Annotated in this window: 13 protein-coding genes and 1 pseudogene; 6 read left to right on the top strand and 8 right to left on the bottom strand. The window is 71.5% G+C overall.

All coding sequences use genetic code 11. The features are described 5' to 3' along the window. The first annotated feature begins 28 nt into the window (after positions 1-28). Positions 29-1,012 (top strand): NUDIX hydrolase, encoded by a 984-nt coding sequence (locus ABZ562_RS04435; RefSeq protein WP_361473867.1) that lies wholly within the window; start codon positions 29-31, stop codon positions 1,010-1,012. After that, complete coding sequence (locus ABZ562_RS04430) at positions 1,009-1,839, top strand: MBL fold metallo-hydrolase (RefSeq protein WP_361473864.1); 831 nt, start codon at positions 1,009-1,011, stop codon at positions 1,837-1,839. Before ABZ562_RS04435 ends, ABZ562_RS04430 begins: the two co-directional genes overlap by 4 nt. Positions 1,840-1,951: 112 nt before the next feature. Here ABZ562_RS04430 and ABZ562_RS04425 read toward each other — a convergent pair whose 3' ends face one another. After that, a complete protein-coding gene (locus ABZ562_RS04425) occupies positions 1,952-2,626 on the bottom strand; it encodes a Crp/Fnr family transcriptional regulator (protein WP_055546320.1) in 675 nt (224 codons plus the stop codon). Between the two features lie 180 nt (positions 2,627-2,806). Between ABZ562_RS04425 and nth the strand changes: the two genes are divergently transcribed. From nth to ABZ562_RS04410, 3 genes are read left to right on the top strand one after another with little or no spacing between them, the layout of a single operon-like run. Next, positions 2,807-3,829, top strand: coding sequence for an endonuclease III (nth, locus tag ABZ562_RS04420; protein ID WP_361473861.1), 1,023 nt, complete (start codon positions 2,807-2,809; stop codon positions 3,827-3,829). Further along, positions 3,826-4,512, top strand: a complete 687-nt coding sequence (locus ABZ562_RS04415; protein WP_361473858.1) for a CoA pyrophosphatase — start codon at positions 3,826-3,828, stop codon at positions 4,510-4,512. The genes nth and ABZ562_RS04415 overlap by 4 nt, the downstream gene beginning before the upstream one ends. 12 nt (positions 4,513-4,524) lie before the next feature. After that, positions 4,525-5,724 carry a MarP family serine protease gene (locus tag ABZ562_RS04410; protein WP_361473855.1) on the top strand — a complete coding sequence of 400 codons (1,200 nt, stop codon included), beginning with the start codon at positions 4,525-4,527 and terminating at the stop codon, positions 5,722-5,724. 72 nt (positions 5,725-5,796) lie between these two features. Here ABZ562_RS04410 and ABZ562_RS04405 read toward each other — a convergent pair whose 3' ends face one another. The 7 genes and pseudogenes from ABZ562_RS04405 to ABZ562_RS04375 form a co-directional block, all read right to left on the bottom strand. Next, on the bottom strand, positions 5,797-6,003 hold the full coding sequence (locus ABZ562_RS04405; protein WP_079038119.1) for a hypothetical protein: 207 nt from the start codon (positions 6,001-6,003) through the stop codon (positions 5,797-5,799). Between the two features lie 134 nt (positions 6,004-6,137). After that, entirely contained in the window at positions 6,138-7,064 is a 927-nt protein-coding gene (locus ABZ562_RS04400; RefSeq protein ID WP_361473851.1) for an alpha/beta hydrolase, read from the bottom strand. Then, positions 7,061-7,522 (bottom strand): phage holin family protein, encoded by a 462-nt coding sequence (locus ABZ562_RS04395; protein ID WP_361473848.1) that lies wholly within the window; start codon positions 7,520-7,522, stop codon positions 7,061-7,063. Before ABZ562_RS04395 ends, ABZ562_RS04400 begins: the two co-directional genes overlap by 4 nt. A 155-nt stretch (positions 7,523-7,677) precedes the next feature. Continuing rightward, positions 7,678-9,069 carry a Na+/H+ antiporter NhaA gene (gene nhaA / locus ABZ562_RS04390; RefSeq protein ID WP_361473845.1) on the bottom strand — a complete coding sequence of 464 codons (1,392 nt, stop codon included), beginning with the start codon at positions 9,067-9,069 and terminating at the stop codon, positions 7,678-7,680. A gap of 242 nt (positions 9,070-9,311) precedes the next feature. Then, on the bottom strand, positions 9,312-11,273 hold the full coding sequence (acs, locus tag ABZ562_RS04385) for an acetate--CoA ligase (RefSeq protein WP_361473842.1): 1,962 nt from the start codon (positions 11,271-11,273) through the stop codon (positions 9,312-9,314). Between the two features lie 104 nt (positions 11,274-11,377). Beyond that, a pseudogene (locus ABZ562_RS04380) lies at positions 11,378-12,238 on the bottom strand (carbonic anhydrase); the annotation flags it as partial. Positions 12,239-12,576: 338 nt separating this feature from the next. Then, the gene (locus tag ABZ562_RS04375) at positions 12,577-13,581 is read right to left on the bottom strand and encodes an ATP-binding protein (RefSeq protein WP_361473839.1); all 1,005 of its coding nucleotides are present in this window, start codon (positions 13,579-13,581) and stop codon (positions 12,577-12,579) included. A gap of 102 nt (positions 13,582-13,683) precedes the next feature. Between ABZ562_RS04375 and ABZ562_RS04370 the strand changes: the two genes are divergently transcribed. Then, positions 13,684-14,505: an oxidoreductase gene (locus ABZ562_RS04370; protein WP_361473836.1), complete on the top strand. Its 822-nt coding sequence runs from the start codon at positions 13,684-13,686 to the stop codon at positions 14,503-14,505. Positions 14,506-14,744 lie beyond the last annotated feature (239 nt).

Below are 14,744 nucleotides of genomic sequence, written 5' to 3'. Positions count from 1 at the left end.
TCCGCCCGCAAACGCATAGCATCCGGCCATGTCCACTACGAATGGCCAGTGGTATCCACCCGAGTGGCCAGAGCGCATCCGGTTGTTGTCGGCCGGTGAGCTGACCCCGGTGACGCCGCGCCGGGCCGCCACCGTGCTGCTGCTGCGGGACGGACCGGACGGCGCGCCGGGCGGGCAGGACGGGGAGCACGGGGCGGACGGGGAACGGCACGGAGACCAGTACGGAACGGACGGCGACCGCGGCGGCCAGGCGGCCGGGCCCGCCGTGTACATGCTGCGCAGACGCGCCTCCATGGCCTTCGCCGGAGGCGCGTACGCCTATCCGGGTGGCGCGGTGGACCCGCGGGACGAGCGGATGGTCGCGTGGGCCGGGCCCTCGCGCGCCCAGTGGGCGCGGCGGCTGGGCCTCGACGAGAGCGACGCGACCCAGGCTCAGGCCATCGTGTGCGCGGCGGTCCGGGAGACCTTCGAGGAGGCCGGCGTGCTCCTCGCGGGCCCGACCCCGCACACGGTCGTCGCGGACACCACGGGGGACGACTGGGAGGCGGACCGCCTGTCGCTGGTCGCCCGGGACCTGTCGTTCGCCGAATTCCTCGACCGGCGTGGGCTGGTGCTCCGCTCGGACCTGCTCGGCGGCTGGGCGCGCTGGATCACTCCGGAGTTCGAACCACGCCGCTACGACACCTGGTTCTTCGTGGCCGCGCTGCCGCGGGGACAGCGCACGCGCAACGCCTCCACGGAGGCGGACCGCACGGTCTGGATCCGCCCCGGGGACGCGGCCGACCGCTACGACCGGGGCGAGCTGCTGATGATGCCCCCGACCATCGCGACGCTACGGCAGCTGCGGCGCCACAGCACGGTCCACGACGCGCTGGTGGCCGCCACGGACCAGGACCTCACCCCGGTGCTCGCACAGGCCCGGCTGGAGGGCGATCAGCTGGTGCTGAGCTGGCCGGGCCACGACGAGTTCACCAAGCACATCCCGGGCGCCACGGGGGAGCCGCGAGCATGACGTACGCAGCCGCCCTGCCCGGTCAGCCGCGCGGAGGCGCGATCGGCGGCCCGGCGACCGACCGCGCCATCTGCGTCCTCGCGCCGAATCCGTCGCCCATGACGCTGGACGGCACCAACACCTGGATCGTCGCCGAGCCGGACTCCGACCTCGCCGTCGTCATCGACCCCGGCCCGCGGGACGACGGCCACCTGGAGAACGTCATCGCGACGGCGGAGCGGGCCGGGAAGCGGGTCGCGCTGACGCTGCTGACCCACGGCCACCCCGATCACGCGGAGGGCGCGGCCCGCTTCGCCGAGCTGACCCGGACGCGGGTCCGGGCGCTGGACCCCGAGCTGCGGCTCGGCGACGAGGGGCTGGAACAGGGGGACGTCATAACCACCGGCGGTCTGGAGCTGCGGGTGGTGCCCACGCCCGGCCACACCGCCGACTCGCTGTCCTTCCACCTCCCGGCCGACGCCGCGGTCCTGACCGGCGACACGGTGCTCGGGCGCGGCACGACGGTCGTCGCGCATCCGGACGGGCGGCTCGGCGACTACCTGGACTCGCTGCGGCGGCTGCGGTCGCTCACGGTGGACGACGGCGTCGGTACGGTGCTGCCGGGCCACGGCCCGGTGCTGAACGACGCGCAGGGCGTGGTGGAGTACTACCTGGCGCACCGCGCCAACCGCCTCGCGCAGGTCGAGACGGCGGTCGAGAGCGGCCACCGCACGCCCTCGGAGGTCGTGGCGCACGTCTACGCGGACGTGGACCGGTCGCTGTGGCCCGCGGCCGAGCTGTCGGTGCGCGCCCAGCTGGACTATCTGCGCGAGCACGGGCTGATCTGAGCGCTCCGAGCATGGCGAGGGGGCATGGCGAGTGGCCATGGCGAAGGGCCCCGGCCGGGAATCCGGCAGGGGCCCTTCCTGTGTCTTGTCCTGCTGTCCTGCGCGCCGATCGTCAGCGGGACCGCTTGGCCAGCCGCTCGACGTCCAGCAGGATCACCGCGCGCGCCTCCAGCCGCAGCCAGCCGCGGCCCGCGAAGTCGGCGAGCGCCTTGTTGACGGTCTCGCGGGAGGCGCCGACCAGCTGGGCCAGCTCCTCCTGGGTCAGGTCGTGGACGACGTGAATGCCCTCCTCCGACTGCACACCGAAGCGGCGCGACAGGTCGAGCAGGGCCCGGGCGACACGGCCGGGCACGTCGGAGAAGACGAGGTCGGACATCTGGTCGTTGGTCTTGCGCAGGCGCCGGGCCACGGCGCGCAGCAGCGCGGAGGCGACCTCGGGGCGGGCGTTGAGCCACGGCTGGAGGTCGCCGTGGCCGAGGCCGAGCAGCTTGACCTCGGTGAGGGCGGTGGCGGTGGCGGTGCGCGGGCCGGGGTCGAAGAGCGAGAGCTCGCCGATCAGCTCGCCGGGGCCGAGCACGGCGAGCATGTTCTCGCGGCCGTCGGGAGAGGTGCGGTGGAGCTTCACCTTGCCCTCGGTGACCACGTACAGGCGGTCGCCCGGGTCCCCTTCGTGGAAGAGGGCGTCACCCCGCGCGAGGGTGGCCTCTCCCATGGAGGCGCGCAGCTCAGCGGCCTGCTCGTCATCGAGCGCCGCGAAAAGCGGGGCGCGCCGCAGAACGTCGTCCACGAGTCTCTCCTTGTCGACATGCACAGGGGACCGTCGTCCCCATGATGCCGGACGGTAAAACAGTGCGATCAATCACAAGTTTGACGCACTGGCCTGCCGGACCGTGCGGCAGGGGTCCGATTGGGCGGGGTCTGGTCGGTGGCCCGGCCGGATGTCGGTGGCTGGGCTTAGGCTGGCCGGGTGTCCAATACGCCGGTGAGAGCACGGGGCAAGGGGGCCGAACGGGTGACCGCATCTCGTAATTCCGCTGTGGGCGAACAAGCGCCCGCCGAGCCGACGAAAGCGGCGAAGGCGCCCAAAGCGGCCAAGTCAGCCACTCCCGCCACATCCGCCGGGCCCGCGCAGCCTGCGAAGCCCGTCAAGGCGGCCAAGAGCGCGAGCGCGGCCAAGCCCGTGAAGGCGGCCAAGGCTGCCAAGCCTTCGAAGCCATTCCGGCCGGAATCCCGGACCGCGCTGGTGCGCCGCGCCCGGCGCATCAACCGTGAGCTGGCCGAGGTCTACCCGTATGCCCACCCCGAGCTGGATTTCGAGAACCCGTTCCAGCTGCTGGTCGCCACGGTCCTGTCCGCCCAGACCACCGACCTGCGGGTCAACCAGACCACCCCCGCGCTCTTCGCCGCCTACCCGACCCCCGAGGACATGGCAGCCGCCGACCCCGAGGCGCTGGAGCAGCTGATCCGGCCCACGGGCTTCTTCCGCGCCAAGGCCAAGTCCCTGCTGGGGCTCTCGGCCGGGCTGCGCGACCGCTTCGACGGCGAGGTGCCGGGGCGCCTGAAGGACCTGGTCACGCTGCCCGGCGTCGGCCGCAAGACGGCCAACGTGGTCCTGGGGAACGCGTTCGGGGTGCCGGGGCTCACCGTGGACACCCACTTCGGGCGGCTGGTGCGGCGCTGGAAGTGGACCGACCAGGAGGACCCGGAGAAGGTCGAGGCGGAGATCGCGGCGCTCTTCCCGAAGAGCGAGTGGACGATGCTCTCGCACCGCATCATCTTCCACGGCCGCCGCGTCTGCCACGCCCGCAAGCCCGCCTGCGGCGCCTGCCCCATCGCCCCGCTGTGCCCGGCGTACGGGGAGGGCGAGACCGATCCGGACAAGGCGAAGAAGCTGCTGAAGTACGAGATGGGCGGCCAGCCTGGGCAGCGGCTGCGGCCACCCGCCGACTACCCGGGGAGCCCCGCCGCCCCGCTGGGGGCCGCCGGATGACGAGCACGTACGGCGGAGGCGTGGGGGTCAGCTCCCAGGGGTTGCCCGAGTGGCTGCTCCCCGTGGCGCGGGCGGCCGAGACGATCGAGCCGCACCAGCTGAGCCGGTTCCTGCCGCCGCCGCAGGGCGGCGGCCGTCCCTCCGCCGTGCTGGTGCTCTTCGGGGAGGGCCCTGACGGCCCCGAGCTGCTGCTGATGGAGCGGTCCGGGTCGCTGCGCTCCCACGCGGGCCAGCCGTCCTTCCCCGGCGGCGCGCTCGACCCCGGGGACGGCGATCCGGACGGGGCCGGTCCGCTGCACGCGGCGCTGCGCGAGGCCGAGGAGGAGACGGGGCTCGATCCCACGGGCGTCCAGGTCTTCGCCGTCCTGCCGCGCCTGTACATCCCCGTGAGCGGCTTCGTCGTGACGCCCGTGCTGGGCTGGTGGCGGCGGCCGAGCCCGGTCGGGCCGGTGGACCCCGCCGAGACGGCCCGGGTCTTCACGGTTCCCGTGGCGGATCTCACGGACCCGGCCAACCGGGCGACGACCGTCCATCCCAGCGGTCACCGGGGCCCGGCGTTCCTGGTCGGAGGGGCCCTGGTCTGGGGTTTCACGGCGGGTGTGATCGATCGCATACTGCATTACGCGGGCTGGGAACGACCATGGGACCGGGCGAAGCACGTCCCACTCGACTGGCGCGCGTGAGACGGTGTCCCGGTGAATGTGCTGGACATCCTGCTGCTGCTCGCCGCCGTGTGGTTCGCGATCATCGGCTATCGCCAGGGCTTCGTCGTCGGCGTGCTGTCGGTGATCGGCTTCGTCGGCGGTGGCTTGGTCGCGGTCTATCTGCTGCCGGTCATCTGGGACGGCACCACTGACCGGGCGTCGCCGGGCACCTTCGGTGCCATCGTGGCGATCGTGCTGGTGATCGTGTGTGCCTCGGTCGGCCAGGCGGCCACCACCCACCTGGGGAACAAGCTGCGCCGGTACATCACCTGGACACCCGCGCGCGCCCTGGACGCGACCGGCGGCGCGCTGGTGAACGTCCTGGCGATGCTCATGGTCGCCTGGCTGATCGGCTCCCTGGTGGCCGGGACCTCGCTGCCCACGGTCGGCAAGGAGGTCCGCGACTCCAAGGTGCTGTTCGGGGTCTCCCGTGTGGTCCCGGAGAAGGCCAACTCCTGGTTCACCGACTTCTCCACGGTGCTGGCGCAGGGCGGCTTCCCGCAGGTCTTCTCGCCGTTCTCGAACGAGCCGATCCCCTCGGTGCCGCAGCCCGACCCGGCCCTCGCGCAGTCCCCGGTGGCCGGCCAGGCCCAGAAGAGCATCGTGAAGGTCGTCGGCACCGCCCCGAGCTGCGGCAAGGTCCTGGAGGGCTCCGGCTTCGTCTACGCGCCGAACCGGGTCATGACCAACGCCCATGTGGTCGGCGGGGTCGACGACCCGACCGTGCAAATAGGCGGCGAGGGCCGGCTGTACGACGCGAAGGTCGTCCTCTACGACTGGAAGCGCGACATCGCGGTCCTCGATGTGCCCTCGCTGCAGGCCCCCGCGCTCCAGTTCACCCAGGGCGACGCGAACACCGGCGACGACGCGATCGTGGCCGGGTTCCCGGAGAACGGCGCGTTCGATGTGCGCGCGGCCCGCATCCGCGGCCGGATCACCGCCAACGGCCCGGACATCTACCACCGTGGCACCGTGCAGCGTGACGTCTACTCGCTGTACGCGACCGTGCGCCAGGGCAACTCCGGCGGCCCGCTGCTCACCCCGCAGGGCAGGGTGTACGGCGTGGTCTTCGCCAAGTCGCTCGACGACGCGTCCACGGGGTACGCGCTGACGGCGGACGAGGTGCGCAAGGACGCCGAGAAGGGGCGTACGGCCGACCAGCCGGTGGACAGCCAGGGCTGTGCCCTCTAGCCCCTGTTACCCGGTGCCTGCTCCGGTGCGTGCTTCCCGGTGCGCGTGCGATGCGATGCCGGTAGGCGGTGCCTACCGGCTGCGTGGATGGCGCAGCCGCGCCGAGACCCAGCGGGCACGGCGCCGGATGATGCGGGGAATCCCGACGATATTGGGATCATGGCCTTGAACAGGCCCTGAGCCGCCCCGCTCGGAAACGCTGAGTGCGGCATTGGCAGCAGCGGCGGCTTCGGGGCCGCGGCCGCTTGGTGCGTCACGGTAGTCGTGCGTCCAGCCCATACTTCGGACTGTGCCCCTGGCCCAAGGTCGGTAATCGCCGGTGACTGCGGCAATTGGCCTATGCGCCAGGCAAGTGGCTGTTCGAGAAACACCTGTTCGCACGGGGCGCGCCGGGTGCTCGGTGCGGCGTCGGCTCAGCGGTCCGGTTCCGGGTCCTTGAGCCAGTTGATCAGCTCCGTGGAGAAGGCGTGCGGATCCTCCTCGTGCGGAAAGTGGCCGAGGCCGTCGAAGAGCCGCCAGCGGTAGGGCGCCTCCACGTACTGCCCCGAGCCGGCCGCGCTGCGGGTGCGCATCACCGGGTCGAGCGACCCGTGCAGATGCAGGGTCGGCACTCGTACCGGCCGCTTCATCCGGCGGTTGAACTGGAAACCGTCCGGCCGCGCCAGCGACCGCACCATCCAGCGGTACGGCTCGATCGAGCAGTGCGCGGTCGAGGGGATGACCATCGCGCGCCGGTAGACGTCCACCACCTCGTCCTCGGGCAGCCGCGGCCCGGACCAGTCCCGGATCAGCCGCCCCACGGCCGCCGCGTCGTCCGCGACCAGGTGGCGCTCGGGCAGCCACGGCCGCTGGAAGCCCCAGATGTGGGAGCCCGCGCTGCTCTGCCTGACGTCCCCGAGCATCGCCGAGCGCCAGCGCCGCGGATGCGGCATGGAGGCCACCGCGAGCCGCCGCAGCAGCTTCGGCCGCATCACCGCCGCCGTCCACGCCAGATATCCACCCAGGTCGTGGCCGACCAGGGCGGCGTCCGGCTCACCGAGCGAGCGGATCACACCGGTGATGTCGAGGGCGAGGTTGGCCGGGTCGTAACCCCGCGGCGTACGGTCACTGCCGCCCACTCCGCGCAGGTCCATCGCGACCGCCCGGTAGCCGGCGTCGGCGAGCGCGGTCAGCTGGTGCCGCCAGGTCCACCAGAACTGCGGAAACCCGTGGAGCAGCAGCACCAGCGGGCCGTCGCCCAGCTCGGCGATGTGGAAGCGCGCGCCGTTGGCCGCGACGTCCCGGTGGGTCCAGGGGCCGTCCAGCCGAACGACCGACGCGGAAATGTCAGGGACGGTCATGCCGACGAGCGTGTCACATCCTGTGCGGAGCGGCCGCCGTTCTCGCCCGCCCGCGGATGCGGCTTGACGTTCCCGAGGACGGCCGCCGTCTCCTTGGACGAGGCCATGGTCCGCTTGGGCGCCTTGACCTTCTTGAACTTCCGCAGCGCGAGCAGGCCCAGGATTCCTGCGATCAGCCAGTAGATGCCGCCCACGATCAGGAAGCACCAGGCGAGGCCGAGGCCGGTCCAGGACCGCATTCCGTAGGCGAGGGCGAAACTCAGCACCGGAAGCGAGAACAGGATCAGCACCCCGGCCGCCATGCCGGCGCCACTGCCGACCGCCGCCTTCTTGGCGCCCACCCGGAGCTCGGCCTTGGCCAGCGCGATCTCGTCGTGCACCAGCGCGGACAGCTCGGTGGTCGCCGTGGCCACCAGCTGGCCGAGGCTGCGGTTGCCGCCGTCGTCGGCTGCGCTCATCGCCATCTCCCTCTGCTCTTGTACGTCTTCCGGTCGTCTTCGGTGCTCGTCGCGGTCCCGGCGCGTTGTCACGCGACTGCGCGCTTCTTCCGCGCGTGCAGGTCTTCTGCACTGTTTCCGCGGCTTTCAAGCCTCTCAGATCATGGCGTCTCAGATCATGCCGGACCATCGTCACCGGAGCCGTCCGCGGCGGTTACTTCGGCAAGCCGCCGGTGCTCCGCGGCCTTCGCCTCGAGCAGGGCGGCCATCCGGAGGTGGTATTCGGGAGTGTCGAGTTCGTAGACGTCGGGGATGCCGTCCATGTCCTCGTCCCGCTCCTCTTCCGTGTACAGCCGCTGGTAGCGGTTGTTGCGCAGCTTGAGGAGGACGCCCGCGAGCAGCGCGGCACACAGTGAGCCGATGAGGACCGCGGACTTCACCTCTTCGGCGAGCGCCGGAGCACTGGGGAAGGCGAGTTCGCCGATGAGGAGGGAGACGGTGAACCCGATACCGGCGAGCGTCGCGACGGCGAACACATCCGCCCAGGCCAGGTCCTCGTTCAGCTCGGCCTTGGTGAACCGGGCCGCGCACCACGAACCCCCGAAGACCCCGACGGCCTTGCCCACCACCAGGCCGAGGACGACGCCGAGGGTCTCGGGGCGGGTGAAGACGTCCGCGACGGCGGCGCCGGATATCGGGACCCCGGCGGCGAAGAGGGCGAACACCGGCACGGCGAGCCCGGCCGACAGCGGGCGCACCCGGTGCTCGACGCGCTCGGCGGGGGAACGGTCCTCGCCCTCCCGCACGGTGCAGCGCAGCATCAGGCCCATCGCGACGCCCGCGACGGTGGCGTGCACTCCGCTCGCGTGCATCAGGGCCCAGATCACCAGGCCGAGCGGAATGTAGATGTACGCGCCGCGTACGCCCTTGTGGTGCAGCAGCCGGAAGAGGGCGAGCCCGGCGAAGGACAGGCCGAGGGCGACGAAGTTGATGTCCTTGGTGAAGAAGATCGCGATGATCAGGATCGCGCCGAGGTCGTCGACGACGGCGAGGGTGAGCAGGAACGCGCGCAGGGCGGCGGGCAGCGCGGTGCCGATGACGGCGAGGACGGCGAGCGCGAAGGCGATGTCGGTGGCGGTCGGCACCGCCCAGCCCTTCAGGCTGCCGCCGCCGGTCGCGTTGACGGCGACGTAGACGAGAGCGGGCGCCGCCATGCCGCACAGGGCGGCGATCACGGGCAGCGCGGCGGCCTTCGGATCGCGCAGCTCGCCCGCGACCAGCTCGCGCTTCAGCTCGATGCCGGCGACGAAGAAGAAGATGGTGAGCAGGCCGTCCGTGGCCCAGGACTCGACGGAGAGGTGCAGATGCAGCGCCTGGGGGCCGAAGGAGAAGTTCCTGATGTCGCCGTAGACGCCGCTGAGCGGGGTGTTCGCCAGAATCAGCGCGGCGATCGCGGCGACGAGGAGGATCATGCCGCCGACGGTCTCGGTGCGCAGCGCGTCGGTGATGAACGTCCGCTCGGGCAGCGAAGGGCGGCCGAGGAACTTACGGGTGGTGGGCGCGGCCACGGGCGGGGCCTCCTGGGTCGTCGGGCGGGTGCGGACACACGTGTGGTGTGTGCCGACCAGACTTCCCGGCGCGCCCTCGTTCATCTTGTCGCGTTGTTAACGCGGCAGGTCTTCACCTTAACCGGAACGGACGAGGGGCGCTCCCGCATGGCGGGAGCGCCCCTCAGCCCGAAGACCACTGCTCGGACCTGATGCGGCCGCTGGTCAGGCCGTCGGCACCGCTGGCCAGTCTTCGCTGGTGGTCAGTCTTCGCTGGGCGCGGCCGGCAGCTTGCTCTGGATCAGCTCCATGACGGAGGAGTCGGTGAGCGTGGTGACGTCACCCAGCGCACGGTTCTCCGCGACATCGCGCAGCAGCCGGCGCATGATCTTGCCGGAACGGGTCTTGGGCAGCTCGCCCACCGGCAGGATCCGCCGGGGCTTGGCGATCGGGCCGAGCTGCTTGGCGACATGCGCCCGCAGCTCCTCGACCAGACCCTCGTCCTCGGCCGCGCCGCCGCGCAGGATGACGAACGCGCAGATCGCCTGGGTGGTCTGCGGATCGGTGGCCCCGACGACGGCGGCCTCGGCGACCTTGGGGTGCGACACGAGCGCCGACTCGACCTCGGTCGTCGAGATGTTGTGGCCGGACACCAGCATCACATCGTCGACCCGGCCGAGCAGCCAGATGTCGCCGTCGTCGTCCTTCTTGGCGCCGTCGCCCGCGAAGTAGCGGTTCTCGAAGCGGGACCAGTAGGTGTCCAGGTAGCGCTGGTCGTCGCCCCAGATCGTACGGAGCATCGACGGCCAGGGCTCGGTGAGCACCAGATAGCCGCCCGCCCCGTTCGGCACCTCGTTCGCCTCGTCGTCGACGACGGTGGCGGCGATACCGGGGAGCGCCACCTGGGCCGAACCGGGCTTCGTCGCGGTGACGCCCGGCAGCGGACTGATCATGATGCCGCCGGTCTCGGTCTGCCACCAGGTGTCGACGACGGGCGTCCTGTCCGCGCCGATGTTCTTGCGGTACCAGACCCACGCCTCGGGGTTGATCGGTTCGCCGACCGAGCCGAGGACGCGCAGCGAGGACAGGTCGAACTTGGCCGGGATGTCGTCGCCCCACTTCATGCACGCGCGGATCGCGGTGGGGGCGGTGTACAGGATGGTGACCCCGTACTTCTGGACGATCTCCCACCAGCGACCCTGGTGCGGGGTGTCCGGGGTGCCCTCGTAGAGCACCTCGGTCGCTCCGTTGGAGAGCGGCCCGTAGACGATGTACGAGTGGCCGGTGACCCAGCCGATGTCGGCCGTGCACCAGAAGACGTCCGACTCCGGCTTGAGGTCGAAGACGGCGTCGTGGGTGTACGACACCTGGGTGAGGTAGCCGCCGGTGGTGTGCAGGATGCCCTTCGGCTTACCGGTGGTGCCGGAGGTGTAGAGGATGAACAGCGGGTGCTCGGCGTCGAACGCCTCGGGCGTGTGCTGCTCCGGCTGGCGCTCCACGATCTCGTGCCACCACACGTCGCGGCCCTCGGTCCAGGCGACCTCCTGGCCCGTGCGGCGGACGACCAGCACGCTGCGCACGTTCTCGGTGCCGGGGCGGGTCAGGGCCTCGTCGACGGCGGGCTTGAGCGCGGTGGGCTTGCCGCGGCGGTAGCCACCGTCGGCGGTGATGATCACGCGGGCGTCGGCGTCCTGGATACGGGTGGCGAGGGCGTCGGCCGAGAAGCCGCCGAAGACCACGGAGTGCGGGGCGCCGATGCGGGCGCAGGCCAGCATCGCCACGACGGCCTCAGTGATCATCGGCAGGTAAATGGCGACCCGGTCGCCCGTCTGGACTCCCAGCTCGGTCAGCGCGTGCGCCGCCTGGGAGACCTCCCGCTGCAGTTCGGCGTAGGTCAGCGAACGGGTGTCGCCCGGCTCGCCCTCGAAGTGGAGGGCGACCCGATCGCCGAGCCCGTTCTCCACATGGCGGTCGACGCAGTTGTACGCCACGTTGAGCTTGCCGTCGGCGAACCACTTCGCGAAGGGCGGGTTCGACCAGTCGAGCGTCTCGGTCGGCTCGGTCGCCCAGGTAAGCCGACGGGCCTGCTCGGCCCAGAAGCCCAGGCGGTCCGCCTTCGCACGCTCGTACGCCTCGGCCGTCACGTTGGCGTTCGCGGCCAGGTCGGCCGGCGGCGCGAAGCGGCGCTCCTCCCGAAGAAGACTGGCCAGGCTTTCGTTGCTCACGACATCTCCCATTCCCAGGGTGTCCGTTGTGTCCCGGCCATAGCTCATCAGCCTCGGGCAGGCCCTGACAAGGCCTGACGCCGTAAATTGGTTTAGACCTGTCATCAAATCGCCTCCAGCGCTTCCGCGGCTCCCTCCTCTTCGTGCTCCAGAGCGTCGGCCGGACCGGCCGCGCAGACGGTCACCGGGGTGCCGTCGCCGGGCCGGACGGCCAGGAATCTGGCCGATCGGGCGTCCAGGACGTACGCCTGAGCCTCCGCCACATCGAAGTACATCCCGTGCAGCACCAGCCCTCCCTCCGCCACTCGTCGCGCGACGCAGGCGTGCGCCATCAGATGCTCCAATTGCTGCATCACGTTGATCAGCGCCAGCCGCTCCCCATCGTCGGCCACCGGGCGGTCGGCCAGCGCGACCTCGCCGCGCCCCAGCCGCCCGATCCGCTCCATCCGCGCCAGCCCCGGCCTGCCGTGGCGCAGCCAGCGCGCCAGCGGCGTCTGTGCTCCAGGTGGCGCGGACGACGAGCCGAGCAGCGCCTGCATCGCCCCGCATCCGGAGTGCCCGCACACCGTGATGCTGCTGACCCTCAGCACTTCCACCGCGTATTCGATGGCCGCGCCCACCGAATCGCAGGCGGCATCCTCGCCGGGAGGCGGCACCAGATTGCCCACATTGCGCACGGTGAACAGATCGCCGGGGCCACTGGAGGTGATCATGCTGGTCACCAGCCGGGAGTCGGCACAGGTGAGGAACAGCTGGGTGGGCCGCTGACCCTCCCGGGCGAGCCGCGCCAGCTCGTCGCGCACCAGGGGCGCGGTGTTGCGCTGGAAGGCGCTCACCCCGCCCAGCAACTGCCCCGTGCCGCCCCCGGGATCGTGCCCGGCCCCGGCCGCCGGGGTGGGGCGGGTGCAGTGGTGGTTGCGCCAGGGTGTCCACGGACGGCAGGGGGGTGCGCCGGGCGGCTCGGCGGCCGGCCGGCTCGGCCGATTGACGAGGCGCAGCGAGACGAGGACGGCAACCGCGATCCCGGCGAGCGCGACGGCCATCAGCCCGGCTTGCGGCGGGGCCCCCGCCGCAAGCGCGATCTGGTTCAAGAGCTTCAACATTCCCGTCTCCTCCGGGGCTTCGCGGTCGCGGTCAAGGGCGCGGCCGTGGGTCACGGCGTACTGCGGTACTGACTCCCAAGCGTTGGTAAATGAATCGTAATGCCAGGTAAAGTCAGTGGGAAGCCTTTTGGGGTAGAGAGAGCTGTTGTCCCCTCTATGGGGTGAATAGTCAGATGAGATGACTGTGCCGGGGCGGATGGCTAGGCAGGCGTGGGAGCGGCCGCCGCCCGGCCGGCCAGGGCGGACTCGTCCAGGGCGAAGGCCGGGTCGACCTGTGCCGCCAGGTCGGCACCCGTCTTCGCGTTCCCCCAACTCTGCGCGTTCTTCAGGTGGAAGTGCACCATCTGGCGGGTGTAGCGCTGCCAGTCCCGCCGCTCGTAGGAGGCGTCCACCGCGTCGTGCAGCGTGCGCAGCGCCTCGCGGTTGGGCTCCTCCAGTTCCGCGAAGCGCGGTGCGCGGCCCTTCTCCATCGCCCGGACCCAGTCGGAGTGGCCGACGGTGATCAGCAGGTCGTCGCCCACCTCGGCGCGCAGAAAGGCGAGATCGTCCGGGCCCTGCACCTTGTTGCCGACCACGCGCAGCGCCACGTCGAAATCCCGGGCGTACTCCTTGTACTGGCGGTAGACCGCGATGCCCTTGCGGGTGGGCTCGGCGACCAGGAACGTCATGTCGAAGCGGGTGAAGAGCCCGGAGGCGAAGGAGTCGCTGCCCGCCGTCATGTCGACGACCACGAACTCCCCGCGCCCGTCGACCAGATGGTTGAGACACAGCTCGACCGCGCCGACCTTGGAGTGGTAGCAGGCGACACCGAGATCGGACTCGGTGAAGGGCCCGGTCGCCATCAGCCGCACCTCCCCCTCCCCGAGCGGGACCGTCCGGGCGCACGCCTCGTAGACGGGGTTGTTCTCGCTGATCCGCAGCAGCCGCGACCCCTCGCCGGGCGGCGTTGTCTTGATCATGGTCTCGGCGGAGGCGATCCGAGGGTTCGTCCCGCGCAAGTAGTCCTTGATCAGGGGGAGATGGGCGCCCATGGCGGGCAGTGCGGCGGCCTCCGCCTCGTCGAGCCCGAGCGCCGCGCCCAGGTGCTGGTTGATGTCGGCGTCGACCGCGACGACGGGGGCTCGGGTGGCGGCGAGATGGCGGATGAACAGCGACGACAGCGTCGTCTTGCCGCTGCCACCCTTGCCTACGAAAGCGATCTTCATGTTCAGGAAGCGTAGGTGAGTGATCCTCTCCCATGAGGGATTTACGTGAAGAAAACCACTCCAACGAGGGGCCCCGGGCCGTGGGTGCGTAGGGTCGTACTCATGAGTACGTCAGCAGATCCGCTCGCCGCCCTGGCGGGGCTGCCCGGTGTGGCCGAGTCCGTGGAGGCCGTGCGGACGGCAGTGGACCGGGTCTACGGCCACCGGGTGATGCGCCGCCGCAGCAACGAGGTCACGTCCGAGGCGGCGCTGCGCGGGGCGCGTGGTTCCGCGGCGCTGGCCGGTGCCGACTGGGCGCTCGAAGAGGTCCGCCGCCGCACCGACTTCGGGGCCGAGGGCGAGCCGCACACGGTGGGTGCGGCGCTGCGGGTGACCGCCGAGGCCGGCCAGTTGCTGAGCGTCTGGCGGCAGTCGCCGCTGCGGGTGCTGGCCCGGCTGCATCTGGTCGCGGCCGGTGGAGCGGACGATGACGACAGAGTCGGACGCCCCCGGCTGGCGGGCGAACCGGTGCGGGAACGGCTGGTCGGACCCGAGCCACCGGGCGCCGACGAGGTGGCGGGCCGACTCGACGGGCTGGCGCGGCTGCTGCTCGCGGGCAGCGAGGCCCCGGCGCTGGTGACGGCGGCGGTGGTGCACGGCGAACTGCTCGCGCTGCGGCCCTTCGCCTCGTACAACGGCTTGGTGGCGCGCGCGGCCGAGCGGATCGTGCTGGTCGGCAGCGGGCTGGACCCGAAATCCGTCTGCCCGGCGGAGGTGGGCCACGCGGAGCAGGGTGCCGCGGCGTGTGTGGCCGGGCTGGAGGGTTATGTGTCCGGGACACCCGAGGGCATGGCGGCCTGGATCGCGCACTGCGGACGGTCGGTTGAGCTGGGTGTGCGGGAGAGTACGGCCGTATGCGAGGCGATGCAGCGGGGAGCGGCCTGAGCCCGTCCGGACCCAAGGAGGTCCGGGCCCGGACAGAGTTACGGCGGCACCACGGGGGTGCCGCCGCTGGCACGTCCGCCGGGTTACCAGTGCGTGCACGGAAATTCGCCCATCAGGCCGGGATCTTCGCCCGTCACCTGGTGCGGCTGGCCCGTAATCGACGGGTCGGCGTCGCGTGGGTGCCCGGCATCCATGCTCGGTCCGTGGGGCCTGGTGCGTCTGGGGAGATCCTCCCGGAT

The organism is Streptomyces sp. NPDC019937 (assembly GCF_040631655.1).
Classification (GTDB): Bacteria; Actinomycetota; Actinomycetes; order Streptomycetales; family Streptomycetaceae; genus Streptomyces.
The sequence above is the reverse complement of the archived record's forward strand: the minus strand, read 5'-3'. Positions and strand labels throughout refer to the sequence as shown.